We start from the raw sequence: 26,108 nt of genomic DNA, 5'->3' as shown, positions 1-26,108 counted from the left end.
ATCGTCGCCGACTCGGCGCGAGGGCGTCGGGCGTTATCCACAGGGGTGAGGGGGCCAGGCCCGCACCGGGGAGGCAGGTCCATAATGGGGGCATGTCAGATGACCCGACGTCCGACGTGCGGCTCTACGCACCCGCCCAGGTGGGTGAGGTGCTCGGCGTGTCGGTCGACGAGGTCATGGCTCTGGTCAACGAAGGGCGGCTTCGCGGCCTTCGCGTCGGCACGCCCGCGCGCTGGCGGATCGATGCGGCGAGCGTCGGCGAGTACCTCGACGATCAGGCCGAGGAGGCGCGGCGCATGGCGCTATGGCGTCAGTCTCAGAACGCCAGCTTCCCCGAGCTGTGGGGCGGCCGCATCGTCCGCCACCCGGACTGAGCCGGCGGCCTTCACACGCACGCACCGGCCGCTCGAACCGGCCGAGGGTCACGGGATCGCGGGCGCCTCGTCGGCCCTGATCCACGCGATGGCCGCGAAGGGCACGAGCCGGTAGCCCGACACGGCATCTGCGCGCCGCGGCGCTCCCTGGTCGTGCACCGCGAGATCGAGGTGGTCCGCCCCCGCGCGGTCGATGGTCCCCGTGAGGACCCGCCCCGAGACGAGGTGCACGGCGACGCCCGCCCGCCGGCGCACCAGGTCGCGCAGCACGAACCCGAAGGTGAGCCGGTCGGCCAGGGGTGAGCGCGGCGGCGCCGGGCGCGCGGTGCGCAGGAGGTCGGCATGCGGCATCCCGATCGCGCCGATCGATGCGAACGGCACGATGACCGCGCCGCCGGGTCCGTCGGCGAGTGCCAGGGCGACCCAGTCGGCGCCCACGCCCGTCACCGCCGCGCGGAGGATGGCACCGTCGGCGAGGTCGAACGACCCGACCGTCGGCGCGGAGCCGTCTCGCGCGGCGAGCAGTGTGAGCCGCTCCGAGAGCTGCACCCGCGAGAGCCGCAGGCGCTCGGCCTCGGTGTCGAGCGCGGCGCGCTCGGCCTCCCATTCGGAGGCGAGCTGATCCTCGAGGTCGTCGAAGAAGCGGTCCCAGCGCACTCAGCGAGAGTAGGGCACCACGGCCGATCGGCCCTGGAGTTATCCACAGCCGACCAGGCCGGATTTTCCTGAGAGTTCGCTGTGTGGTCTACTGTCCGGGAAGACATCCCCCTGTCGAGATTGGCACCCATGGCAACGACGCCCGCGGGCACCGCCCGCGTACCGTATGCGTCCCGCAGCAGCGCGCAGGTCGCAGAGTTCTTCGCGCCGCAGCGGACCCCGTCCACCGCGCTCCCCGATTCGGAGACGTTCCTGCGCAACCTCACCGTGGGTGTGCTCGAGGTCTTCGCGGGTGTGCGCGAGGTCGACCAGCTCGCGCGCTGGCTCACCGAGGACGCCTACCGCAAGCTCCTCACGCGCGCGAACCTCGCCACGCGCGCGCGCAGCGCGCGCGGTGTGGCGGCGAAGCGCCCCGTGCACGCGATCATGTCGGTGCACGAGTTCTCCCCCGCCGACGGCATCATCGAAGCGGTCGTCATCGTCCGCGGGCCGGCCCGCACGCGTGCGCTGGCCGTGCGGATCGAGGGCATGGACGGTCGCTGGCGCGCGACCTCGCTCGCTCTGCTCTGACCCCGCCGCCGCGACGCGCGCACGCCTGGCGGCGACGCGCGGGGTGCGACGGCGCGCATGACCCGGCGACGGAACCGGCCCCGACGATGCGGCCGGTCCCGTCGTCAGCTCTTGTCGTCCTTGTCGATGAGGTCGAGCAGCGAGCGGAGGGCGTCGCGGATCTCGTGGTGGTCATGCTGACCCGCGCGACTCTCCGCCGAGATCACCCCCGACCGGTGGACTTTCTTGAAGTCACCCACGGGAAACGAGTACGCGCCCTTCGTCTCCTCGTTCTCGCGATGGTCGATCCCGATGTGCCAGTGGGAGTACTCGGTCCATCCCTCTCGCTTGATGTACGCGTTCTCCTCGTCGGCGGTCGGCGCGGCCTCCGACCAATCGTCACGTTCATCGCGCACGACCTTGCCGTCCCGGACGAGTGCGCGCATGTGGCGCAGCGCCGGCTGGTTCAGTTCGATGGACATGCCGCGACGCTACGACGCCGTCCCGCGTCACACGAGGGGGTTGACGGATGCCGCGGGGCGCGGCATCCGCTCCCTCACTGCTTGTACGACGAGAGGAAGTTGCCGAGTCGCTCGACGGCCTCCGACAGCACGCGAGCCTCGGGCAGCGTGACGATGCGGAGGTGGTCGGGGGTCGGCCAGTTGAAGCCGGTCCCCTGCACCAGCAGCACGTGCTCGGCGACGAGGAAGTCGTAGACGAGCTTGGCGTCGTCGCGGATCTCGTACACATTCGGGTCGAGGCGCGGGAACGCGTAGAGCGCGCCCTGAGGCTTGAGGCACGTCACGCCGGGGATGCTCTCGAGGCCCTCCCACGCGGCGTCGCGCTGCTCGTGGAGGCGCCCCTCGGGGGCGATGAGCGCGTCGATCGACTGCACGCCGGAGAGCGCGGCCTGCACGGCGTGCTGCGCCGGGACATTGGGGCACAGGCGCGTCGAGGCGAGCAGCTGGATGCCCTCGAGGAAGCCCGCGGCGTGCTTCTTCGGACCGGTGACGACCATCCATCCGGAGCGGTAGCCGGCGACGCGGTAGGTCTTCGACAGCCCGTTGTACGTGAGGCACAACAGATCGTGCGCGAGCGTCGCGAGGGGGATGTGCCGCGCCTCGTCGTACAGGATGCGGTCGTAGATCTCATCCGAGAGCAGCAGCAGCGAGTTCTCTCGCGCGATCTCGATGATCCCCTGGAGCACTTCGCGGCTGTAGACGGCCCCCGTGGGGTTGTTCGGGTTGATCACGACGATCGCCTTGGTGCGGGGCGTGACCTTCTCGCGGATGTCTTCCAGCGAGGGCTGCCAGCCGTCGTCGGGGTCGCAGCGGTAGTGCACCGGCGTGCCGCCGGCGAGGCTCGTCATCGCCGTCCAGAGCGGGTAGTCCGGCGCCGGGATGAGCACCTCGTCGCCCTCGTCGAGGAGCGCCTGCATCGTCATCGTGATGAGCTCGGACACCCCGTTGCCGAGGTAGACGTCGTCGGGGTCGAACTGCGGGAAGCCGGGCACCTGCTCGTACCGCGACACGACCGCGCGCCGCGCCGACATGATGCCCTTGCTGTCGCTGTAGCCGTGCGCGTGCGGCACGGCCTCGATCATGTCGCGCACGATCTGGAAGGGCGCTTCGAATCCGAACACCGCCGGGTTGCCCGTGTTGAGCTTGAGGATCGTGTGACCCTCGTCCTCCAGCCGGTCTGCCTCTGCCAGTGCCTGCCCGCGGATCTCGTAGAGAACGTTCTGGAGCTTGCTCGACTGGTCGAGGGGGCGGAGGGGACTCATCGCTTCAGGATATCCGCGGGCGAGGAGGGCCAATGAACGCCAGGTGGCCCGCACTCGCGCGCGGGCCACCTGGTCATCGTCCTACTTCTTGCGCTGCTCTGCCGCGCGACGCTGCGCGCGATTCAGCGGCGCCGCCGGCGCGGCCGGGGCCTCGGCATCCGTCCGCTGGCCGAAGGCGCCCCGCTGCTGCTCGGCGGCGGGCGCCTGCTGCGCGGGTGCCGCCGAGGCTGCGGCCGCCGCCTGACGCAGACGCGAGGTCGCGGCCTGCTGCACCTGGCCGCGATCGTTGCGCACCTCGACCTCGCCGGCGTCGTTCGACGCCGAGTACTGCAGGCGCTGGGTCTCGACGGGCTGCGCGCCGAGGCCCTTGGCCTCGACCTGGGTGACCTGCTCGGCGCCGGCCTCGCCCTGCCGGCGCACCTCGACCTCGAGGTTGTAGAGGTAGCCGACCGACTCCTCCTTGATCTGCCCCATCATCGCCTGGAACATCTGGTAGCCCTCGCGCTGGTACTCGATGAGCGGGTCGCGCTGGGCCATGGCGCGCAGGCCGATGCCGTCCTTGAGGTAGTCCATCTCGTAGAGGTGGTCGCGCCAGCGGCGGTCGAGCACCTGCAGCACCACGCGGCGCTCGAGCTCGCGCGTGGCCGCCTCGCCGAGGGTGTTCTGGCGCGTGTCGTACGCGATGCGCGCGTCCGACAGGATCTCGCGCTTGAGGCCCTCCGAAGTGATGCCGCCCTTGCGGCCCGCGGCCTCGGCCACGACCTCGTCGATCGTCACGCCCACCGGGTACAGGGTCTTCAGCTCCGTCCACAGAGCGTCGAAGTCCCAGTTCTCGCTGTGACCGGCGCCGGTGTGGTCGTCGATGACGGCGTTGATGGCGTCTTCGATGAAGTGCTGAACGCGGTCGGCGATGTCGTCGCCCTGCAGGATGTGACGACGATCGGAGTAGATCGCCTCACGCTGGCGATTGAGGACGTCGTCGTACTTGAGGACGTTCTTGCGGATCTCGGCGTTGCGCGCCTCGACCTGGCTCTGCGCCGACTTGATCGCCCGCGTGACCATGCCCGACTCGATGGCGACGTCGTCGGGGAAGTTGGTGCGAGCGATGATCGCCTCGGCCGCGCCCGACTGGAACAGGCGCATGAGGTCGTCGGTCAGCGACAGGTAGAAGCGGCTCTCGCCAGGGTCGCCCTGACGACCGGAACGACCGCGGAGCTGGTTGTCGATGCGGCGCGACTCGTGGCGCTCGGTGCCGAGGACGTACAGGCCGCCGGCCTCGACGACCTTCGTGCCCTCCTGGGCGACGCGGTCGCGCGTCTGCTCGTACACGGAGTCCCACTCGGCCTCGTACTCGTCGGGTGTCTCGACCGGGTCGAGACCCTTGGTCTTGAGCTCCTGCACGGCGAGGAACTCGGCGTTGCCGCCGAGCATGATGTCGGTGCCGCGGCCGGCCATGTTGGTGGCGACCGTGACGGCGCCCAGGCGCCCGGCGCGGGCGACGATCTCGGCCTCACGTGCGTGGTTCTTCGCGTTGAGGACCTCGTGCTTGATGCCCTTCTTCGCGAGCAGGCGCGAGAGGTACTCGCTCTTCTCGACGCTCACCGTGCCGACGAGCACCGGCTGACCGACCTCGTGGCGCTGGGCGATGTCTTCGACGACCTGCGCGAACTTCGCGGTCTCGTTCTTGTAGACGAGGTCGGGCTGGTCCTTGCGGATCATCGGCTTGTTCGTCGGGATCGGCACGACGCCCAGCTGGTACGTCGACATGAACTCGGCCGCCTCGGTCTCGGCGGTACCGGTCATGCCCGCGAGCTTGTCGTACAGACGGAAGTAGTTCTGCAGCGTGACGGTGGCGAGCGTCTGGTTCTCGGCCTTGACCGGCACGGCCTCCTTGGCCTCGATGGCCTGGTGGATGCCCTCGTTGTAGCGTCGCCCGACCAGGATGCGGCCCGTGTGCTCGTCGACGATCATGACCTCGTCGTTCATCACGACGTAGTCTGTGTCGCGCTTGAACAGTGCGAGCGCCTTGATCGAGTTGTTGAGGAACGAGATGAGCGGCGTGTTGGCCGACTCGTACAGGTTGTCGATGCCGAGGTAGTCCTCGACCTTCTCGATGCCGGGCTCGAGCACGCCGATGGTGCGCTTCTTCTCGTCGACCTCGTAGTCGACGCCCGACTCGAGCGTCTTGGCGATCTTCGCGAACTCGACGAACCAGCGGTTCGCCTCGCCCGACGACGGCCCCGAGATGATGAGCGGCGTGCGGGCCTCGTCGATGAGGATCGAGTCGACCTCGTCGACGATGGCGTAGAAGTGGCCGCGCTGCACGAGGTCCTCCTTGCGCCACGCCATGTTGTCGCGCAGGTAGTCGAAGCCGAACTCGTTGTTCGTGCCGTAGGTGATGTCGCAGTTGTACTGCTCGCGACGCACCTCGGGCGTCTGCCCGGCGACGATCGTGCCGGTGGTCATGCCGAGCGCGCGGTAGATGCGGCCCATCAGCTCGGACTGGTACGACGCGAGGAAGTCGTTGACGGTGACGACGTGCACGCCCTCGCCGGCGATCGCGTTGAGGTAGACGGGGAACGCGCCGGTCAGCGTCTTGCCCTCACCGGTCTTCATCTCGGCGATGTTGCCGAGGTGCAGGGCGGCGCCGCCCATGATCTGCACGTCGTACGCGCGCTGACCGAGCGTGCGCTTCGCGGCTTCGCGGACGGCCGCGAACGCCTCGGGCATGAGCTGGTCGAGGGTCTCGCCGGCCTCGTAGCGGGCCCGCAGCTCGGCGGTCTCCCCGCGGAGCTCCTCGTCGGTGAGGTGCTCATAGTCCTCTTCGAGGGCGCCGACGGCCTTCACGACCTGCTGGAGCCGCCGGAGGATGCGACCCTCACCGGCGCGAAGCAGTTTCTCGAGGGGGTTGGCCACGGAGTGTCTCCATCTTCTGGCTTTCGGGAGCGGCGCAACGGCGCCAGTGCCGCCCGGGTGCATGGCCCCAGGCATACCTGCCTATGTTATCCACCCGTGACCTTGGTGTGCGCTGGGTGCGCGTGCCTCGGCGCAGCGCGACACGCGCAGGGGCGCAGCATCCGTTCGAATGCATTCCGGGTATGCATATACTCGGTGACTACATACTCGGTATGCCCCCTACGGAGAGGTGCGACATGGTTGTCTGGCGTCGATGGGTCTTCCCGATCCTGCTGGTGCTCGTGCTGGGAATCGCCGCGGCAGCGCTGGTGAAGATCGCCTTCTTCCCCGACACCGCGCCGACCGCCGTCGCGCAGCCGTCCGCGCAGATCGCCGATCCGGTCGTCCCCGTCGAGCGCGGCGCCGTCACCAACGCGCTCAGCCTGCCGGGCACGATCGCCCGCGACACCGCCTACCCGGTCCGGTCGGAAGTCGACGGCATCGTCACCGCAGTCCACGTCGGCGAGGGCCAGGCCGTCACCGCGGGGCAGAAGCTCTTCACCGTCAAGCAGACCGACCCGGTCAAGAACATCGACGTCCTGGCCCCCGAGGCGGGCGACGTGACCGAGATCGCGGTCGTGAAAGGGCAGCCCGCATCGATCGGCGGCGACCTGGCGACACTCACGCCCGCACGTTTCCACGTGCAGGCCACGGTCGACCCGGTGCAGCTGTACCGCCTGCAGGGTGCGCCGTCGGAGGGATCCGTGACGATCCAGGGAGGCCCCGCGCCGTTCACGTGCACCGGCCTCGAAGTCGCCGTCGCCGAGGACGGCACCACCACCGTCACGTGCGCGGTGCCGGCCGACCAGGTCGTGTTCGCGGGGCTGCAGGCACAGCTCGACATCGACCTCGGCACGGTCTCCGACGTGCTCGTCGTGCCCACCACCTCCGTCAAGGGCGGGTCGGGAACAGGAGTCGTCTGGGTGGATGCCGGCACCGGCGAGCTCGAGGAGCGGGACGTCGCGCTCGGGGTCAGCGACGGCGCCATCGTCGAGGTGACCACCGGCCTCGAGGAGGGCGAGCAGGTGCGTCAGTACGTGCCCGGCGTCCTCGCGGGCGAGGACCCTGTCTGCTACGACGACGGCATGGGCGGCGAGTACTGCGAGCCGGCGGGGTGGAGCTGGTGACCCTCGTCCGCCTCGAGGGCGTCGCAAAGCACGTGCTGCTGCCCGACGACAGCCGACTCGACATCCTCCGCGGCATCGACCTGGCGGTCGCCGCCGGCGACCACGTCGCGATCGTCGGGCGCAGCGGCTCGGGCAAGTCCACGCTCCTGAACCTCATGGGCATGCTGGACCGCCCGTCTGACGGCGCGGTCTGGTTCCGCGGCGAGCCGGTCCGCAAGATGCGGCGCGGCAAGCTCGACAGGCTCCGCGGGCGCAACGTCGGCTTCGTCTTCCAGCAGTTCAACCTGCTCGCCGGGCGCACGGCGCTCGAGAACGTCGAGATGCCGCTCGGCTACGCGACCGGCCGGGAGTTCTGGCGCCGCCGGCGCACCGCGACCGAGATGCTCGAGCGCGTGGGCCTCGGCCACCGCATCGAGTCGACGCCCGAGCAGATGTCGGGCGGCGAGCAGCAGCGCGTGGCGATCGCCCGCGCCCTGGTCCGCCGCCCCGCGCTCATCCTCGCCGACGAGCCCACCGGCGCCCTCGACGTCGAGACCGGTGCGACCGTCATGGAACTCCTCGACGACATCGCCTCGGAGGCGGACGCCGCGCTCGTGACGATCACGCACGACCTCCACGTCGCCGCCCGCGCGCGGCGGCACTACCGCCTCGACGCCGGTGTGCTCACCCCGTTCGACCTCGGTGGCGCGCCGACGCCGGCCGCGGCGAGCGCGTCGGCGCCGGAACTCGCGGCCAGCGTGGAAGAGGCACCCGCCGGGGACGCAGCATCCATCGCCTCCGCCTCCTGGCAGGACGAGACCGAACCCGCGGAGGTGGCCTCGTGAGCGGCTTCATCGGAGCACTGGGCGAGGCGTGGTCGGAGCTGCGCCACCACAAGCTGCGGGTGCTGCTGAGCCTCATCGGCATCGCGGTCTCAGTCGGGGCTCTCACAGCCGTCGTGGCCCTCAGCGAGTATCAGCGTCAGCAGATGGCCGAGCAGTCCGACCAGAGCGGCGGGCGGCCCGCGACGCTGTCGATCACGGCGTCCCGCACCGACGGCGCGCCGATGGACTGGGAATCGTTCGACGCCCACGTCGACCGCGTCGCGGAGCGGTACTCGTTCTCGCACCTCACACGCATCGTGGACCCGGTGCAGCTGCAGGTGCAGACGCCGGAACAGGTGCGGCCGGTGATGGCGCGCCTGGTCGACCCCGCGTACGCGGTGATCCACCGCTCCCCCGTCCTCGAGGGGCGCTGGTTCCAGGACGCGGACTCCGAGCTGCTCGCTCCCCCGGTCGTGATCACCGAGGCCCTGTGGGACGTCTACGGGCGCCCCGCACTCGGCCCGGGGTTCGCGGTGAGCCTGCAGGGCGACCTCGCCGGGCAGTACACGGTCGTCGGCGTCACGCCGCGGCAGTATGCCGGCGACGAGGAGAAGCGCGTGACGCTCATGTTCGACTCCTACGCCGCGCGCCGCGACGCGCTGCCGGCGGACGCCATGATCGCGTGGGAGACGTGGGTGCCGGAGGACGGCGTCGCCGACCTCGGGCCCGCGCTCGCGGCGGATCTGCGTGCCGGCCAGGACGACATCCAGGTCACCGTCAACCGCACGGATTGGGCCTCGCGACCCGACGCGCAGAGCTCGATGGCCGCGTTCGAGGTCGTCACCGGCGGCATCGCCGGCCTCGTTCTCCTGCTCGGGGGCCTGGGACTCGTCAATATCCAGCTCGTCGCGATGCGCCAGCGGATCCGCGAGATCGGCGTGCGCCGCAGCTTCGGCGCGACGCAGGGCCGCATCTTCACATCGGTGCTGCTCGAGAGCGTCGTGGCGACGGCGGTCGCGGGAGTGATCGGCATCGCGATCGCGGTCGCGGTCCTCAGGGCGCCGTTCGTGATGGACATGTTCTCGGGGCTGCAGGACATCCCGCCCTTCCCGGTGCGCGCCGCGATCACCGGACTCGTCGCCGCCGTCGCGATCGGCGCGCTCGCCGGCTTCATCCCGGCACTCATGGCCGTGCGCTCCAACGTGATCGACGCGCTGCGCTTCTGACCCTCACCCGAAGGAGAACCCCATGTCCGTTCGGCAGAGCTTGCTCGCGATCCTCGATCAGGGCCCGTGCTACGGCTACCAGCTGCGCGCCGAGTTCGACCGGCGCACAGGATCGACCTGGCCGCTGAACGTGGGCCAGATCTACAACACCCTCGACCGCCTGGAGCGCGACGGACTGGTCGAGAAGGGCGACGTCGACGAGCACGGTCACGTCTACTGGGAGATCACGGATGCCGGAGCCGCCGAAGTGCGGGACTGGCTGGCCTCCCCGGTGCAGCGTTCGCAGGGCACCCGCGACGAGCTGGCGATCAAGCTCGCGGTCGCCGCGACCCTGCCGGGCGTGGACGTGGCGGACATCATCCAGACCCAGCGCCGCGCCTCGCTCGTGCAGCTGCAGGAGCTGAACCGCGCGAAGTACGCCGGGGCGAGCCCGGACGGCCCGGAGGAGCTGGCGTGGTCGCTCGTCGTCGACTCGATGATCTTCGCCGCCGAGGCGGAGGTCCGCTGGCTCGACCACTCCGAGCAGCGCCTGGCGCTGCACCCGCATCATGCCATGGCGCTCGAGCTCTCGACCGACAAGCCCAAGCGCGGCCGCCCGGCTCGGGCCGGGGCATCCGCCATCGGTGAGAAGCCGCGATGACCGAGTGCGTGCTGCGCCTCATCGGGGTGACGCAGCAGTACGGCACCGGCGCGACGGCCGTCTCGGCGTTGTCGGGCGTCGACTTCGAGGTGAGCCAGGGCGAGCTCGTCGCGGTGATGGGGCCGTCGGGTTCGGGCAAGTCGACGCTGCTGTCGATCGCGGGCGGGCTCGCGATCCCGACGACCGGCGAGGTCATCGTGGAGGGGCAGTACCTCAGCGAGCAGACGCCCGCGCAGCTGGCACGGCTGCGGCGCCGGTCGCTCGGCTTCGTGTTCCAGGACTTCAACCTCATCCCGACGCTCACGGCGCTCGAGAACGTCACGCTGCCGCTCGAGCTCGACGGGTTCCGGTCGCGGGTGGCGCGACGCGCCGGGCGCGACGCCCTCGCGTCGGTCGGCCTCGAGGGCAAGGCTGACGCATACCCCGACGACCTGTCGGGCGGCCAGCAGCAGCGCGTCGCGATCGCCCGCGCCGTCGTCGGCGGGCGTCGCCTGATCCTCGCCGACGAGCCCACCGGCGCCCTCGACTCGGTCACCGGCGAGATGGTGCTGAAGATGCTGCGCGCGCGAGTGGACGCCGGGGCCGCGGGCATCCTCGTCACACACGAGGCGCGCCACGCCGCCTTCGCCGACCGCATCGTGTTCCTGCGCGACGGCCGCATCGTCGACGAGTCGCGCCGCTCGAGCGCGGACTCGCTCCTCACCGGATCGCGATGACGGAACTGCTGGAAGCGCCGCGTCTGCAAACGACGGACGGAACGGATGCTGCGTCCCGGCGTCGTGCACCGGGCTGGGGGCGCTGGCGGGTCGCGGCGCGCCTGGCGCGGCGTCAGACCTGGCGCACGAAGGGGGCGAGCGCGCTCGTCGTGGCGCTGGTGGCGCTGCCCGTCGCGGGGCTGGCAGGCACGGCAGCGTTCTGGGAGTCGCACAACGGGTCGCCGCAGGAGCGTGTCGGGCTCGAACTGGGCGCGAACGAGGCCTGGCTGGAGGTGACCGGCGGGCCCGATCCGACGCGGTGGCAGGCGGTCGATCAGCCCTACGAGAACGGCGTCGCCACCGACGGGTCGGGAAACCCGCTGAACCCGTTCCTCCCACTCCCGACGGACCTGCCCGACGTCGTCCCCGGCGATGCGACAGTGCTGCCGGTGCAGCAGTACGGATCGGCCGCGGTCGAGACCGCGGACGGCGTCGCGTGGCTGACGGCAACGTCGGGCGAGGTCTGGGCGCCGTCGTTCGCCGGCCTGTATGTGCCGATCGACGGCGCCCCGCCGACGCGCCCCGACGAGTTCATGGCCACGCCCGGCGCGCTGGAGCGCATCGGCGCGGAGATCGGGGATGCGGTCGACTTCCCTGACGCGGACGTCACCCTGACCGTCACGGGCACGATGCGACCCGTGGGCGCCGAGGCGACGAGCGTCACGCTGTTCCTTCCGCCGAGCATGGCGACCACCGACGGACCGGCGACGAAACGCTGGTACGTGGCGGACTGGCAGCCCGGCGTCGCGGAACTCGCCGCTCTCAACCGCGAAGGGTTCATCGCATACGCCCGCGACCTCGTGCTGGATCCGCCGGCCGGAGCCGCGCGCACCACGTGGGGCGACGGGTCGCTGCCGTTGTGGAACATCCTGCTCGTCGGCGCGATCGCGGCCGCGATCTGCGGATACATCACCGTCCTCCTGTCGGGCGCCGCCTTCTCGGTGACCGCCCGCCGGCAGCAGCAGGCGCTCGCGGTCGCGGCCAGCGTGGGCGCGGCCCGCGGCGACGTCTTCCGTGTCGTGCTGCTGCAGGGAACGGTCCTCGGCGTCGTCGGAGGGCTCGTGGGCACCGCGGTCGGGCTCGGAGGCGCGGCGATCGTGCTCGCGGCCACCGACCGCGGCGCGCTCGGCACCTTCTGGGGCAACTTCGGCTTCACCGTGCCCTGGCACCTGATCGTGCCGATCGTCGTCTTCGCCGTGCTGATCGGCACGATCGCGGCCGTCGCACCCGCACGGGCGGCGATGCGGGGCGACACGCTCGCGGCACTGCGCGGCGCCCGGCGCCCCGCGCGGCTCAGACCGCACCGGCCGCTGTGGGGCCTGGTCGTCATGATCACCGGCATCGTCGCGCTCGTGCTGGGCGGGATGTACATGGCGGCGACGGTCATGACCGGGGGCGACACCGACACCCCGGTCTTCTACGTCGCCGTCTATGCGGTCGCGCTCGGGCCGATCATCTTCCAGATCGGCCTGCTCATCCCGTCGCATTGGGTGCTCGTGCAGCTCTCGAGGGCGGCATCGCGCGTCGGGCTCGCGCCGCGACTCGCCAGTCGCGATGCGGCCGCGCACCCCTCGCGTGTGGTGCCGGCGTTCGCCGTCATCGGCGCGAGCATCTTCGCCGCCTCGTTCGTGCTCTCGCTCACCGCGATGACCGCGGCGGGCAATGCCCGTCAGCACTGGTACCAGGCGCCCGAAGGCGCACTGTCGGTGCAGCTGTGGCAGACGGGCACCGAGGCGACCGACGAACTGATGGCGGCGGCCGAGGAGATCGTGGCGTCGACGGCGCCGCGCTCCACGGCGCTGGTCGAGACGCCCGCATGGCCGGCGGTCGATGCGACGGGCACTCCCTCCGATCCCGGGGCGAACACGTTCGCCGCCGCGCGTCAGAGCTATGACTGGTGCGCGCCGGACTGCGACCTCGAAGCCCACGAGCTCGCCCAGGGCACGCTGTCGATCGTCGACGCATCCGACGTCGAGACGCTGCTCGGCATACCGCTCGACTCCGCGGCGCGTGCGACGCTGCGAGACGGCGGCGCGATCGTCACCGATCCCGGCTACCTCGCGGCAGACGGCCGGCTGGTCGTGACGGAATGGGCGGTCGCGGATTATCTCGAGCTGATGCAGATGGGCGGTTCGACCGCGCAGCCCGCGGCGCAGCATCGACTCTCCGCAGCACTGGTCGATCCCGGCCACCAGCAGCCGTTCCAGATCATCATCGCGCCCGACACGGCGGCCGCTCTCGGCGTGACGCTGCAGCCGAACGCGATCGTCGCGACCTACGACGAGCCCCTGCCCACCGCGACGGTCGACAAGCTGACGGGGCAGACTGTCGACCTTCGCGTCTCGGCCGAAGCCGGGCTGTACGCCCACGTCGAGACCGGTCCCGCTCCGATCGATCCGTGGCTCTGGCTCATCACGGCGGTCGCGGTCGCACTGGTCGTCGGCGCCGCGGCGGTGAGTCTCGGCCTTGCGCGGTTCGAGCGCCGCCCCGACGACGCGACGCTGACAGCGATCGGCGGCAGCAGACTTCTGCGCCGCAACGTCAACGCGTGGCAGGCCGCGATCATCGTCGGCGTCGGAGCGGTCATCGGCACGGCCACCGGGGCGCTGTCGGTCTGGGGCTATGCCAAGGCGAACCCGCAGTCGTACCTCCTGGCCGATACGCCCTGGCTGTGGCTGGCCGTCCTCGGCGTCGCGCTGCCGGCCGCCGTGACGGTGGTCGCGTGGCTCGCGCCCCCGCGGCACCCCGATCTGACCCGCCGGACGGCGATCACCTGACCGGCCGCGCAGGCGCAGGGAGGCGGCATCCTGTCGCCTCACAGGCGCGCCGCGCTACGGTTGACTGTGCACACGAACGCCGACCAGATCGAAGCCGAGGCTCAGACCGAGCCCGCAGCGATGACCTTCTCCGACCTCGGGCTGAGCCAGCCCGTCCTCAAGGCCCTCAAGGACATCGGCTACGAGACCCCCTCGGCGATCCAGGCGGCGACGATTCCCACGCTGCTCGGCGGTCGCGACGTCGTGGGCATGGCGCAGACCGGAACCGGCAAGACTGCCGCGTTCGCCCTGCCGATCATCGACCGGCTCGACCTCGGTCAGAAGACCCCGCAGGCGCTCGTGCTCGCCCCCACGCGCGAGCTCGCACTGCAGGTCTGCGAGGCGTTCGAGAAGTACGCGGCCCACCTGAAGGACGTGCACATCCTTCCCGTCTACGGCGGACAGGGCTACGGCGTGCAGCTGTCCGCCCTCCGACGCGGCGTGCACATCGTCGTCGGCACCCCCGGCCGCATCATCGACCACCTCGAGAAGGGCACGCTCGACCTCTCGGAGCTCCAGTACCTCGTGCTCGACGAGGCCGACGAGATGCTCAAGATGGGCTTCGCCGAGGACGTCGAGACGATCCTCGCCGAGACCCCCGAGACCAAGCAGGTCGCGCTGTTCTCTGCGACCATGCCCGCCACGATCCGCCGCATGTCGAAGCAGTACCTGCACGACCCGGAAGAGATCACGGTCAAGTCCAAGACGCAGACCTCTGCGAACATCTCCCAGCGCTACCTCATCACCGCGTGGCAGCAGAAGATGGATGCGCTCACGCGCATCCTCGAGGTCGAGAACTTCGACGGCATGATCGTCTTCGGCCGCACCCGCAGCGTCACCGAGGAGATCGCCGAGAAGCTCCGCGCCCGCGGGTACTCGGCCGCCGCCATCAACGGCGACATCGCCCAGCCGCAGCGCGAGAAGACCGTCAACCAGCTGAAGTCGGGCAAGCTCGACATCCTCGTGGCGACCGACGTCGCCGCGCGGGGTCTGGACGTCGAGCGCGTCTCGCACGTCGTCAACTACGACATCCCGACGGATGCCGAGTCCTACGTCCACCGCATCGGCCGCACCGGTCGCGCCGGGCGCTCGGGCGACGCCATCAGCTTCGTCACGCCTCGTGAGCGCGGCCTGGTCAAGATGATCGAGCGCGCCACCCGCCAGGAGCTCACCGAGATCCCGCTGCCGAGTGTCGACGAGGTCAACGTGACCCGCCTGTCGCGCTTCGACGACCGCATCACGGCCGCCCTCGGAGAGGCCGAGCGCATCGAGGCGTTCCGCGACATCGTCGCCCACTACGTGCGCAACCACGACGTTCCCGAGGCCGACGTGGCCGCGGCCCTCGCCGTCGTCGCCCAGGGCGACACCCCCCTCCTCCTCGAGCCCGACCCCGAGCCGGCCCCGCGCCGCGAGCGCGCCGAGCGCACGGACCGCGGCGAGCGCCCCGCGTTCGGCGACCGCGGCGACCGACCCGAGCGTCGCACGCCGCGCGAGGGCTTCGCGACCTACCGCATCAACGTCGGCAAGCGTCAGCGCGTCGAGCCGCGTCAGATCGTCGGGGCGCTCGCGAACGAGGGCGGCCTTCGGCGCGACGACTTCGGCGCGATCAAGATCATGCCCGACTTCTCACTCGTCGAGCTGCCCGCGAACCTGCCGGCCGGTGCCCTCGACCGCCTGGCAGACACCCGCATCTCGGGCCAGCTCATCGAGCTGCGCCCCGACACCGGGCGACCGCAGCGCCGGAAGGATGTCACGGGCGGTTCCTACCGCGACAACCGCGGCTCGGGCGACCGCGGCTACGGCGACCGCTCGCGGGATCGCGGCTCGTACGGCGACGACCGTCCGGCCCGCAAGCCGCGGCACAAGCGCAGCGACGGCTGACCCGGCGCCTGCGCCGGGGGCGCAGCATCCGTTCCCTCTCCTGCGTCAGGCGGGCGAGCCGGACGCGCCCCGCTGTGCGGGGAACGCCCGCACCGCCTCGTCGAGGTCGTTGAAGATGCGGTCGGCCGGGATCCGCGCCCTCATGCCGTAGGCCGTGAACTCCTGCAAGACCGCTGTCTCGGGTCGCGCGAGCACGAGGTCGACGCCGCGGGCGTCGAGCCAGTCGAGGAGACTCGAGAACGCCTCGCCGGCGGAGTAGTCGATGTCGGAGATGCCGGCGCAGTCGAGCACCAGCCAGGTCACCGGATCGGGCGCGTTCTGCACCACCTGCTGCACGTCGTCGACGAACCGCGACGCGTTGGCGTAGAACAGGTCGGCGTCGTAGCGGAACACCACGAGCCCCGGCGCGGTCTGCGCGCCGGCGGCCACGGTCGTGTACTCGTACCCCTGCTTGCCGCGCACACCGAGCACGAAGTCGCGCGGGCGGTACTGCCGCTGCACGACGTCGAGGAGCGACAGCGCGAGCGCCAGGATCACGCCCGCGCCGACGCCGACGATGAACACGGTGAGCGCGGTCGCGAGCGCGATGAAGAACTCGCGGCGGCGCACGCGCGACACGCGCACCAGTCCCTTGATGTCGATGAGCTCGAGACCGATCACGAACACCACGCCGCCGAGCACCGCCTTCGGCAGATCGGTGAGCAGGTTGGTGAGGAACAGCAGCACGATGAGCACCACCACGACGACGGTGAGGTTGGCGACCTGCGTGCGCCCCTTCTGCCCATCGAGGATCTGCGTCTTGGTGGGCGATCCGTTGACGACGAACGTGCCGCTGAAGCCGGCGGCGAGATTGGATGCTGCGAGCCCGACGATGTCGCGATTCACATCGGCGCGGTCCCCGTGCTTGGCCGCGAAGCTGCGTGAGGTCGCCGCGCTCTGGGCGATGATGATGATGAAGCACGCGAAAGCGGTGGACAGCACCGCCGGAACGTCGTTCCACGTGACTCCAGCGGGGAAGCCGATCGGCGGGAATCCGCCCTGGATCGCGCCGATCACCTCGACGCCGTAGCTCGACGCGTTCGTTGCCGTGGCGAGGATCAAGAGGCCCACCACCGCGATGATCGCCCCGGGGCACCTTCGGCAGGAACGCCTTGAACGCGAAGATGATGCCGATCGTCGCTGCCCCGTAGGCGAGCGTCGGCCACGACACCTCGCCCAGCTCGGTGATCCACGCCCACTGCTGCTGGAACCAGTTGCCCGAACCCTTCGGCACCCCGAGGATGTCGGGGATCTGGCTCGTCGCGACCTGGATGCCGACACCCGTGAGGAACCCGATGAGCACCGAGGCCGACAGGAAGTCGCCGATGAACCCCAGGCGCAGCACGCGGGCCAGGATCAGGAGCAGACCGCAGACGAGCGCGGTCAAGCCGCACAGCGCCACCCACTGCGGCGATCCAGGGTTCAGCCCGGCGATACCGGCGGTGAGCAGGCCTCCCGCCATGATCGCCGCCGTCGCCGAGTCGCCGCCGACGACGAGGAGCTTCGACGCACCGAGCAGGGCGAACGCGAGCAGCGGCAGCAGGATCGTGTAGAGGCCGGTGACGATCGGCGTCTGCGCGATCGAGGTGTATCCCATCACTTCCGGGATCGCGACGGCCGCGAGCGTCACGCCCGCGATGACGTCTCTGGGAAGCCACGGCATCTTGTAGCCGCGCAGCGAGACCGGAACGAGGAAGGTGGGCAGGGCCATGACGACTCCCTTGGGCGAGGATCGCGCCGGCCCCTCCGTCGACGGGGAGGTGCCGCGAGGGCCCCAGGCACCCGGCCACGCGACGTGTGCGCTCATTCTGGGGCACCGGAGCCCGCAGGCGCCAGAGCCACGCTCTGCGCGAACAATCCCCCGTCGCGGCCGCCCGCCTCAGCCCGCTCCCCGCGGCCCCCGTAGGATCGATTCATGGCCGGATTCTGGGGCAGACGCAAGCGCGAGCAGGAAGAACTGAACACGCAGGACGCCGATCTGGCGCGCCGCGCGCAGCAGGCGCTGGTCGCGGCCGACGAGCGCATCCGCCTCACGACGGACGAACTGGCCTTCGCCGACGCCGAGCTCGGCGCCGGCCCCACCGCTGAGCTGCGCGAGGCGCTCGCGTCGGTGCGCACGCACCTGCAGGAGGCGTTCCACCTCCACCAGCTCAACCACGACGAGATCCCCGACACCCCCGAAGAGCTGCGCACCCGCAACGCGCGCATCGTGCAGCTGTGCGAATGGGCCGAGGACCTCCTCGACGACCGCACCGAGGCGCTCGCGGCGCCGATCGAGCGAGCTCGTCGCGCTCCCGAGATCATTGCGAAGGTGCGGGCGGATGCTGCGCGCCTGCGCCTGCGGCTCCCCGACGCCCGCTCGACCGTCGACAGGCTGGCGATCCGCTACTCGTCGCACGCCCTCTCGCAGATCGACGCGAACCCGGCCGAGGCGGAGCAGCTGCTCGGGTTCGCCGAGCACAGTGCCGGCGTCGCCGAGCGCCGCCGCGAGGCGGGCCAGCGCGAGCAGGCGAACATGGCGCTCGAGGCATCCACCGAATCCGTCCGCCGCGCCGAGACGCTGCTCGACGCCGTCGAGACCTTCGAGGTCGAGGCGCTGCGCGCCGAGTCCACACTCGCCGCGATCGTCGAGGACTCCCGCGGCGACCTCGTCGTCGCACTCAAGGAGCCCCACTCCCCCGCCGTGCAGACCGCGATCGAGGAGCTGCAGGCGGCGCTGGCCGCGCTGCCGGCCGCCGGCGTGAACACCGACCCGTTCGAACAGCTCTCGCGGCTGCGCGAGGCGAACGCGGGGCTGGATGCCGCGATCGCGACCGCTCGCGAGCGCGCCGCGCGCCCGATCCCGCCGCTCGAGCACGTGCGTCACGCGATCGACGACGCCGACCGCCAGCTCGCCGTCTCGCGCGACGTCATCGCCGGGCACCGCGGCTGGATCGGCGCCGACGCCCGCACGCGGTTCGCCGAGGCCGAGCGCGTGCGGCTCGACCTCGACCGCTACCTCGGCTCCTCAGCGTCCGCCGTCACCGCGATCGACGAGGACCACCGCGAGCAGGCGTTCGCGATGGCCCGCCGCGCCGCGTTCCTCGCGAGCGAGGCGCTGCAGCTCGCCCAGCGCGACATCGACGCCGCCCGTCCGCAGCCCGACCAGTGGGGTGGTCCGGGCTACGGCCAGCAGGGATGGGGCGGCGGCCGCCGCAGCGGCGGCAGCGACCTCATGGGCGGCATCCTCGGCGGCCTCGTCATCGGCAGCATCCTGGACGGCTTCATCGACTGACCTCCCGTCTCGTCGCCCCCACCGCGTCCTCACGCCGAAACACGGGCCGGTAACGGCGACACGCCGGGTGGCAGCATCCGTCCCCGGCGTGTCGCGTGACCGACCCGTGTTTCGGCAAGGAGAACCGGGGTGGGACGGGGCCGGGGTCAGAGAGGGACGACCTCGAGCGCGTCGGCCACCACGCGGCCGTCGTGGAGCACCGTGCGATCCGAGCCCCGGTCCATCACGACGCTCGTCGGCGTCTCGCCGTCGACCAGCACCAGGTCGGCGCGGTCGCCGACCGCAATGCCCGGTCGATCGCCGACACCGGCCACCCGCGGCGATGCATGGCTCATGATCGAGGCGCCGCCCATGGTGGCGACGGCGAGCGCGAGCTCGATGTGGTCGTCGCGGCGGAAGCCGTTGACGAAGGCGAGCTGCCACGTGCGGTCGAGCATGTCGCAGTTGCCGTACGGGCTCCAGTAATCCCGCTGGCCGTCTTCACCGAGGCCCACCCGCACTCCGGCCTCAGCGAGGTCGACGAGCCGCAGATGCCCGGTGGTCGACGGCGCCACCGTCGCCATGGCGATGTCGAGCTCGGCGAACTCGTCGATGAGGCGGCGGCTCACGGCCTCCGACACCGAGCCGAGGTCGTAGGCGTGCGACATCGTGACCTTCCCCTGCATGCCGAGCGCCCGCGTGCGCTCGAGCACCAGTTCGGTGCTGAACACACCCAGGGCACCGGGCTCGTGCAGATGGATGTCGATCTCGACCTGATACTTCTCCGCGAGCGCGAACACGATGTCGAGGTGCTTGACCGGGTCGCGGTCGAGCTGGCTCGGGTCGATGCCGCCCATCACGTCGGCGCCCAGCTTCAGCGACTCCTCGAGGTACTCGACGGTGCCCGCCTCGCGCAGGATGCCCGCCTGCGGGAACGTCATGATCTGGACGTCGGCGTGCTCGCGGAACCTCTCCTTCGCGGCGAGCACCGATTCGAACTTCTCGAGCTTGCAGTCGACGTCGACCTGCGCGTACGTGCGCACCCGCGTCGTGCCCTTCGCGATCATCTGCTCGAGGGTGCCCGCGACGATCTCGGCGTGCGGCACGTCGGTGTCACGCCAGTTGTTCCGGTCGTTGAGCATCATGCCCCACACTCCGGGAGCTCCGGTGTGAGGGCGGAACGGCAGACCGATCCGCGACGAGTCGAGGTGCACATGCACGTCGCTGAACGACGGCAGCAGGAGCCTGCCCCGGCCGTCGACATCGTCCGCGCCGGCCGGTGCAGAGCTGTCGTGGGACCGGACCTCGGTGATGCGGTCGCCCTCGAGGACGATGTCGGCGGCGTCGGCGCCCCACGGGCGGGCGTTGCGGATGATCACGTCAGGTACCTCTCGACGGAAGGACGGATGCCGCGGCCACGAGTGCGCGACCCGTCGATGGTATACCGAATACCAGCGCCATCCGGCGAGCGCCGGCGGCATCCCGGTCGCACCTTGGACATGCACAAGGGGTGCGGCCGCCGAAGCGACCGCACCCCTCGGAGTCTGTGTCAGGACGCGAGCTCCTCCGGCTGCGCCAGCGTGGTCAGTGAGATCACACCGTAGTCCCAGCCCTTGCGGCGGTACACCACGCTCGGGTGGTCGGTGCGGGCGTCGATGAACAGGAAGAAGTCGTGGCCGACCAGCTCCATGCGGTCGACGGCCTCCTCCACCGACATCCACTCGGGGTGGAACTCCTTCGTGCGGATGACGACGGGCGTGTAGCCCTCCTCCTCCTCGTTGCCCGTGACGATGGGGATCTCACCGGTGGCGACGGCACGGAGCACGTCGACGGATGCCGGCTGCAGATCGATCCCCTCGAGCGCACCGCTGCCCTTCTCGAACTTGGCGCCACGGGGGTGGTTGCGCGCGTCGACGCGCTTGTCCTTCGCGCGGCGCAGTTGTTCGCACAGCTTGTCGACCGCGAGGTCCAGTGCGGTGAACTTGTCGCCGTCGGTGGCCTCGGCCCGGATGACGGGTCCCTTGCCGTTGACGGTGAGCTCGACGGTCTCATCTTCCATGCGACCGTTGTGATACGCGCGGTGTGTGACCTTGACCTCCACGCGTTGAGCGCGCGGAGCGAGGTTCTCGATACGGAGGGCCTTCTCCTCGACGACACCGCGGAAGCGATCTGTGATGCCCACTCCCACGCCGACGATGCTGGTTTCCATCCTTGACCTCCTTGTTCCGGTCCGCCCGGCCAAGGGCGGACCATCAGTCGCCTTGTCAGTCCCACGGTAGCCGGGCGTTCGGACTCTGTCACCTGTGAGTTTCGAATGCGTCACAACGCCGTTCACCGGCCTGTGGGTCGCCTTCTCGGAGTGGCCGCGACGGTGACCGCGGCCACCACATCGGCACCCGCGGCGCGCAGCGCGCGGACCGCTTCGGCGAGGCTGGCGCCGGTTGTCACGACGTCGTCGACGACCACGACACGCAGCCCCGCAGCATCCACCGCCACCAGGCTGCCGGCGACGTTCCGCGCCCGCGCATCGCGGTCGAGGCCGCGCTGGTCGGACGTGCGGCGGGCGTGGCGCAGCAGGCGACGGGGACGGCGCCCGCTGCGCCGCACGAGGAGATCGGGTACGCGGTAGCCGCGCCGGCGGTAGGCCCGGCGAGACGTGGGCATCGGCACGGGCACGGCGTCCGCAGCGCCCGCGCGGGCGAGGGCCGCCGTCAGCGCCGGCGCGAGCGCGGTCGCGAGGCCCGTGCGCCCGTCCTCCTTGATCGCCCGCAGCACCCGCGCGGCCACCCCGTCGAAGGGGATCCCGCTCCACACCGTCACGGCACCGCCGGCCGCATCGATCACCTGCTGCTGCGGATCGGGAGCGAGCGCGAACACGCATCGCTCGCACAGGGCGACGTCGGGTTCGTCGCACCCCGCGCACGAGACAGGAAGGAGCAGCGCCAACGCGTCCGCGCAGGCCTCTCGCACCGCGAGCACGATCTCCGACATCACCGCCCCAGGATCCTCGGCGCAGGAGACGGTCGGGTCGTCACCGCCGGCGATCCGTGGACGACCCGCGCGCGCAGGCCGGTGTGGAGGAGCCGCTACTGCGGCGCGCCCTGCTGGGTGGCGAGGACCAGGACGCCGGTCGCCGTCGGCTGCCAGCTCGTGCCGCGCTTGACGTAGAGCGTGCCGTCCTCGGCCCGCAGGCGCAAGCTCGAGATCCCCGTGCCGCCGGCGATCGAGGCGATGCCCGAGGGTGCCGTCGAGGCCGCGGTCGGTGCGCCGACCACCTGCTCGATGACCGTCGAGTCGGTATCGGCACCGCTGGTCAGCACGCCGACCGAGACGTCGTCGATCCACGTGACGCCGATCCGCGTCACGCCGACGACGGCACCTCCCGCCACCGCGAGCTGCATCGGCTGCTGGCCGATGCGTGCCGGCACGCCGTCCTCGTGGACGACACCGGCCACCGACACCACCGTGCGGCCGCCCGCACTCACCACGGCGGCGAGGCGCGTGCCGTCGCGGGACAGCGCCATGCCGGCGATGGCCGTCGCGTCGCCCCACGCGTCGGCGACGTCGATGACATCCCCGTTGGGAAGGTAGGCGCGCAGAGCCGACGGGTCGTCCTGGGGGACGCTCCACACAGTCCCGGAAGGGTCGATCACCGGATCAACCAGGCCCGGACGCGTGTCGAGCACCTCGGGTTCGGTCCCGGCGGAGTTCAGCCGTACGACCGCGCCCGAGGCCAGGCGCGCAGCAGCGAGGTCGCGCTCGGCCCCGACCTGCACGCTGACGGGCGATGTGGCCTCGACCGCCTCCGAGAGACCGGGGATCTTGTCGATCTCGTCCCCGGTGAGGAAGCCGAAGCCGGCCTGCGTCAGCACCAGGGGCGCCGCCGGAACGCGTGTCGAACGCACGGTCACGGGCTCCGCGTCGATCGGGGCGGAGTCGACGGTCATCACGACCTCGGCCACGCCTGCGGCGCGCAGGCTCTCCTCGAGCTGCGTGAGCATCCGGTTGCGGGCGTCGCTGTTCGCCGCGAGCATCGCGTCGCCCGTCAGCGCGACATCGGAGACGCCCTCCTCGGCCGTGGGCACCACCGTGACCGCAGACACCCCGTCTGGGAACGCGGTCTGCACCGACTCCGCGAGCCACTCGCTGATCGGCTTGTTGACGAGGGCGCTGGCGATGCTCCTCGCCGCCTTGGTCACGGGGAACCAGCGAACGTCGGGCACCAGGTACTGGTACGAGGGGTCGAAGTACATGAGCGGGTACCGGTGGAACACCTGCGGGAACTGCGCCTCGTCGAGCCAGATGCCGTCGGGCGCCTCCGTGATGCGCCATTCGCCGTCTTCCTGCTGCTCCAGACGGAACGTCCAGTTCCCCGGTGAGAGATCGGCGCGCTGGTAGGCGCCCTTATCGTCGACCGATCCGACGACCTCCGACGCGAAGTCGACGACGCCCTCGCCGGTTTCGACGTAGTCCCGCTCCGCTCGCTCATCGACGATCACCTGAGCATCGGGATTCCACGTGCCACGAAAGGATGGCGCCAGGAACTCCTGGGCGACGGCCCAGTTGCCCAGCACGCCGGGGCCGGAGCCGGCGTCGATGAATCCCTCGACGATCTGCTGAGGCGTGGCGCCAGGCTGCGGACTGTTCGGGATGAACACCACGTTCTGCGACCCGTTGCCGGTGTTGCCGTTCTCGAGCCCGTATTCGGGCGGTCCGCTCGTGGGGAAGCCCGCGCAGCCGGTCACGACGACCGCGCACAGAGCGAGGATGAGGGCCAGGATGCCGCGTACCCGGGTCATGCGGATCCTCCTCGGTGCGCAGCATCCGTTCCGCTCCCGCCATTCGCACCGTCCGCGTGAGGCAGGTCGATCGCAGCGGTGAGACCGAGATCGTCGAGGGCGGCGACGGCATCGTCGCCCGGGTCGACGGCGATGGGCGATTCGCCGTCGAGCGGTGCGGCCTGCCGCGGGAGGGTCAGGACGAAGTTCGTGCCGCGGCCGACCTCCGACCAGACCGCGAGTTCGCCGCCGTGGAGCTTCGCGTCACCCAGGGCGATGGACAGGCCGAGGCCGGTGCCGCCGATCGTGCGCTTGCGGGAGGGGTCGGCGCGCCAGAAGCGGTCGAAGACGTGTTCGGCGTCCTCGGGCTTCATCCCCATGCCGAAGTCGCGCACGCCGATCGCCACCGCCTGCTGATTGCTGTCGACGGTGACCACGATCGGACGGCCCTCGCCGTGCTCGATCGCGTTGCCGAGCAGGTTGCGCACCACGCGGCGCACGCGCCGCGGGTCCATGTCGACCGGGGAATATCCCCCGGGCGCGACCAGGCGCACGTCCGTGCCGTGCTGCTCGGCGAGCTGCTGCATGGAGCCGATCACGTCTTCGGCGAGGTGCGCGAGGCTCGTCGGCTCGAGTTCGAGCTGCACCGAGCCCGCGTCGTAGCGGCTGATCTCGAGCAGGTCGGTGAGCAAGGTCTCGAACCGCTGCACCTGGGCGTTGAGCAGCTCGGCCGCGCGAGCGGTAGCCGGATCGAAGTCGTCGCGCTGGTCGTTGATCATGTCGGCGGCGAGGCGGATGGTCGTCATCGGCGTGCGCAGCTCGTGCGACACGTCCGACACGAAGCGCTGCTGCACGAGGGAGAGGTCGGCGAGCTCCTTGATCTGCGACTCCATGCTGTCGGCCATCGCGTTGAACGAGCGGCCGAGCGTCGCCAGTTCGTCCTCCCCCCGCACCTCGAGGCGCACGTCGAGACGCCCCGACGCGAGTTTGGCGCTCGTGTCGGCGGCCTCGCTGATCGGGGTCGTCACGGATCGCAGGACGAACCAGGCGATGCCGCTGATCAGCAGGACGAGGCCGATGCCGACCACCCACAGCGTCCGCTGCACGAACGTGAGCGTCTCGGGGGCGTTGGCGAGGTCGTACGCGAGGTACAGCTCGTACGACGCGACTCCCTCGATGGTGAGCTGCTGGCCGACCAGGATCCCCGGCACCGTCGCGTCGTCAGCGTCGGGCAGCGCGACGGGCTGCCAGATCTGCTGGTCGGGGTTGGTGCGAACGAGCGCCCGCATCGGGGTGGTGAGCAGCTCGTTCATCACCTCCTCGTTGGTGCTGAAGTCCTGCGGCGCGTTGGGCACGAGGGGCCCGATCCGGTAGGCGCCGACGACCACGGCCGACGACTGGTCGCGAACGGCCGTGAACGCCAGGGTCATGACGTTCTGCAGCTGGATGGAGTCGTTCTGCACGGAGGCGTCGAGGGTTCGCTGCGCCGCGGCGCGCGCCTGCTCGGCGTCCATCAGCACCTGGTCCTTGCGGGAGGCGAAGAGGTCGTTCTGGATCGCGAGGGCCATCCACACGCACGCGACCACGACGGCGAGCGCGGTCAGGCCGATCGTCACGAGGATCGTGCGGAACCGCAGCGAGCGACGCCAGAGTCCGGCGATGTCACCCGGCCAGGCCCGCCACAGGCGCCACCAGCGGATGCGGGCGCGCGCCGGCGTCACGGCCGTGATCGGCGCGGTCATGGCTGCCTAGACGACGGCGCCGGCGCGGTATCCGACGCCGCGCACCGTCGTCACGATCTTGGGGTTGTCGGGGTCCTTCTCGACCTTCGCCCGCAACCGCTGGACATGCACGTTGACCAGGCGCGTGTCGGCCTTGTAGTGGTAGCCCCACACCTGCTCGAGCAGCATCTCGCGCGAGAACACCTGCTGCGGCTTGGATGCCAGGGCGACGAGCAACTCGAATTCGAGAGGCGTCAGGGCGATGGGCCCGTCACCGCGGCGCACCTCGTGCGCGGCGACATCCACGGTGAGGTCGCCGATGCGCAGCGAGTCGTTCGCCGGCTGGCTCGCCGGGCGCAGTCGCGTGCGGATGCGGGCGACCAGCTCCTTCGGATTGAAGGGCTTGACGATGTAGTCGTCGGCGCCCGACTCGAGGCCCTTCACGACGTCGGCCGTGTCGGTGCGCGCGGTCAGCATGATGATCGGGATGCCGGACTCGGCGCGGATGCGGGTGCAGATCTCGATGCCGTCCATGCCCGGAAGCATCAGGTCGAGGAGGATGAGGTCGGGGCGCTCGGTGCGCCACGCGTCGACGGCCTCGGCGCCGTCCGCGCAGAAGACCGTCTCGAATCCCTCCGTGCGCAGCACGATCCCGATCATCTCGGCAAGGGCGGTGTCATCGTCGACCACCAGGATGCGTGAAGTCATCGCGCGCGTTCGTTCCTTCTGTCCAGGCGCAGAGGACGACGTG

Annotated in this window: 21 protein-coding genes and 1 pseudogene; 10 read left to right on the top strand and 12 right to left on the bottom strand. The window is 70.8% G+C overall.

Annotation, left to right across the window (positions count from 1 at the left end):
• Window positions 1-92: 92 nt before the first annotated feature.
• On the top strand, window positions 93-374 hold the full coding sequence (locus tag ACVN90_RS05455; protein WP_475101145.1) for a helix-turn-helix domain-containing protein: 282 nt from the start codon (window positions 93-95) through the stop codon (window positions 372-374).
• Window positions 375-422: 48 nt separating this feature from the next.
• On the opposite strand, the gene ACVN90_RS05450 is transcribed toward ACVN90_RS05455, so the two are convergent.
• Window positions 423-1,031 carry a hypothetical protein gene (locus ACVN90_RS05450; RefSeq protein ID WP_475101144.1) on the bottom strand — a complete coding sequence of 203 codons (609 nt, stop codon included), beginning with the start codon at window positions 1,029-1,031 and terminating at the stop codon, window positions 423-425.
• Between the two features lie 129 nt (window positions 1,032-1,160).
• On the opposite strand from ACVN90_RS05450, the gene ACVN90_RS05445 reads away from it, so the two are divergent.
• Entirely contained in the window at window positions 1,161-1,601 is a 441-nt protein-coding gene (locus tag ACVN90_RS05445; RefSeq protein WP_475101143.1) for an Rv3235 family protein, read from the top strand.
• 104 nt (window positions 1,602-1,705) lie between these two features.
• Here the strand turns inward: ACVN90_RS05445 and ACVN90_RS05440 are convergent, their stop codons facing one another.
• The 3 genes from ACVN90_RS05440 to secA all read right to left on the bottom strand — a co-directional run bounded on the left by ACVN90_RS05440 (window position 1,706) and on the right by secA (window position 6,279).
• Window positions 1,706-2,062, bottom strand: coding sequence for a hypothetical protein (locus ACVN90_RS05440; RefSeq protein ID WP_475101142.1), 357 nt, complete (start codon window positions 2,060-2,062; stop codon window positions 1,706-1,708).
• Window positions 2,063-2,136: 74 nt separating this feature from the next.
• Entirely contained in the window at window positions 2,137-3,363 is a 1,227-nt protein-coding gene (locus tag ACVN90_RS05435) for a pyridoxal phosphate-dependent aminotransferase (protein WP_475101141.1), read from the bottom strand.
• Between the two features lie 81 nt (window positions 3,364-3,444).
• Window positions 3,445-6,279, bottom strand: a complete 2,835-nt coding sequence (secA, locus tag ACVN90_RS05430) for a preprotein translocase subunit SecA (RefSeq protein ID WP_475101140.1) — start codon at window positions 6,277-6,279, stop codon at window positions 3,445-3,447.
• A 236-nt stretch (window positions 6,280-6,515) separates the two neighbouring features.
• Here secA and ACVN90_RS05425 point away from each other — a divergent pair, with 236 nt between their 5' ends.
• The 7 genes from ACVN90_RS05425 (at window position 6,516) to ACVN90_RS05395 (ending at window position 15,566) form a co-directional block, all read left to right on the top strand.
• The gene (locus tag ACVN90_RS05425; protein WP_475101138.1) at window positions 6,516-7,445 is read left to right on the top strand and encodes an efflux RND transporter periplasmic adaptor subunit; all 930 of its coding nucleotides are present in this window, start codon (window positions 6,516-6,518) and stop codon (window positions 7,443-7,445) included.
• Window positions 7,442-8,269, top strand: coding sequence for an ABC transporter ATP-binding protein (locus ACVN90_RS05420; RefSeq protein ID WP_475101137.1), 828 nt, complete (start codon window positions 7,442-7,444; stop codon window positions 8,267-8,269). Before ACVN90_RS05425 ends, ACVN90_RS05420 begins: the two co-directional genes overlap by 4 nt.
• The gene (locus ACVN90_RS05415) at window positions 8,266-9,474 is read left to right on the top strand and encodes an ABC transporter permease (protein WP_475101136.1); all 1,209 of its coding nucleotides are present in this window, start codon (window positions 8,266-8,268) and stop codon (window positions 9,472-9,474) included. Before ACVN90_RS05420 ends, ACVN90_RS05415 begins: the two co-directional genes overlap by 4 nt.
• Window positions 9,475-9,496: 22 nt before the next feature.
• Window positions 9,497-10,114, top strand: coding sequence for a PadR family transcriptional regulator (locus ACVN90_RS05410; protein ID WP_475101135.1), 618 nt, complete (start codon window positions 9,497-9,499; stop codon window positions 10,112-10,114).
• Window positions 10,111-10,830, top strand: coding sequence for an ABC transporter ATP-binding protein (locus ACVN90_RS05405; RefSeq protein ID WP_475101134.1), 720 nt, complete (start codon window positions 10,111-10,113; stop codon window positions 10,828-10,830). The genes ACVN90_RS05410 and ACVN90_RS05405 overlap by 4 nt, the downstream gene beginning before the upstream one ends.
• The gene (locus ACVN90_RS05400) at window positions 10,827-13,646 is read left to right on the top strand and encodes an FtsX-like permease family protein (protein WP_475101133.1); all 2,820 of its coding nucleotides are present in this window, start codon (window positions 10,827-10,829) and stop codon (window positions 13,644-13,646) included. The genes ACVN90_RS05405 and ACVN90_RS05400 overlap by 4 nt, the downstream gene beginning before the upstream one ends.
• 120 nt (window positions 13,647-13,766) lie before the next feature.
• Window positions 13,767-15,566: a DEAD/DEAH box helicase gene (locus ACVN90_RS05395; protein WP_475102067.1), complete on the top strand. Its 1,800-nt coding sequence runs from the start codon at window positions 13,767-13,769 to the stop codon at window positions 15,564-15,566.
• Between the two features lie 45 nt (window positions 15,567-15,611).
• Here ACVN90_RS05395 and ACVN90_RS05390 read toward each other — a convergent pair whose 3' ends face one another.
• Complete coding sequence (locus tag ACVN90_RS05390) at window positions 15,612-15,959, bottom strand: sodium-independent anion transporter (RefSeq protein ID WP_475102066.1); 348 nt, start codon at window positions 15,957-15,959, stop codon at window positions 15,612-15,614.
• A 240-nt stretch (window positions 15,960-16,199) separates the two neighbouring features.
• Window positions 16,200-17,202: pseudogene (locus ACVN90_RS05385) on the bottom strand (SulP family inorganic anion transporter); the annotation flags it as partial.
• Between the two features lie 318 nt (window positions 17,203-17,520).
• Here ACVN90_RS05385 and ACVN90_RS05380 point away from each other — a divergent pair.
• A complete protein-coding gene (locus tag ACVN90_RS05380) occupies window positions 17,521-18,879 on the top strand; it encodes a coiled-coil domain-containing protein (protein ID WP_475101132.1) in 1,359 nt (452 codons plus the stop codon).
• A gap of 146 nt (window positions 18,880-19,025) precedes the next feature.
• Here the strand turns inward: ACVN90_RS05380 and ACVN90_RS05375 are convergent, their stop codons facing one another.
• From ACVN90_RS05375 to mtrA, 6 genes are all read right to left on the bottom strand, one after another.
• Entirely contained in the window at window positions 19,026-20,237 is a 1,212-nt protein-coding gene (locus ACVN90_RS05375; RefSeq protein WP_475101131.1) for an amidohydrolase family protein, read from the bottom strand.
• A gap of 170 nt (window positions 20,238-20,407) precedes the next feature.
• On the bottom strand, window positions 20,408-21,067 hold the full coding sequence (gene hpf, locus ACVN90_RS05370; RefSeq protein WP_475101130.1) for a ribosome hibernation-promoting factor, HPF/YfiA family: 660 nt from the start codon (window positions 21,065-21,067) through the stop codon (window positions 20,408-20,410).
• A 122-nt stretch (window positions 21,068-21,189) separates the two neighbouring features.
• The gene (locus ACVN90_RS05365; RefSeq protein ID WP_475101129.1) at window positions 21,190-21,849 is read right to left on the bottom strand and encodes a phosphoribosyltransferase family protein; all 660 of its coding nucleotides are present in this window, start codon (window positions 21,847-21,849) and stop codon (window positions 21,190-21,192) included.
• A 95-nt stretch (window positions 21,850-21,944) separates the two neighbouring features.
• On the bottom strand, window positions 21,945-23,657 hold the full coding sequence (locus ACVN90_RS05360) for an LpqB family beta-propeller domain-containing protein (protein WP_475101128.1): 1,713 nt from the start codon (window positions 23,655-23,657) through the stop codon (window positions 21,945-21,947).
• Window positions 23,654-25,378, bottom strand: coding sequence for an MtrAB system histidine kinase MtrB (mtrB, locus tag ACVN90_RS05355; protein WP_475101127.1), 1,725 nt, complete (start codon window positions 25,376-25,378; stop codon window positions 23,654-23,656). The genes ACVN90_RS05360 and mtrB overlap by 4 nt, the downstream gene beginning before the upstream one ends.
• Before the next feature lie 6 nt (window positions 25,379-25,384).
• Complete coding sequence (gene mtrA, locus ACVN90_RS05350) at window positions 25,385-26,065, bottom strand: MtrAB system response regulator MtrA (RefSeq protein ID WP_045297395.1); 681 nt, start codon at window positions 26,063-26,065, stop codon at window positions 25,385-25,387.
• Between the last annotated feature and the right edge of the window lie 43 nt (window positions 26,066-26,108).

Source organism: Microbacterium sp. F01 (genome assembly GCF_056156365.1).
The sequence above is the reverse complement of the archived record's forward strand: the minus strand, read 5'-3'. Positions and strand labels throughout refer to the sequence as shown.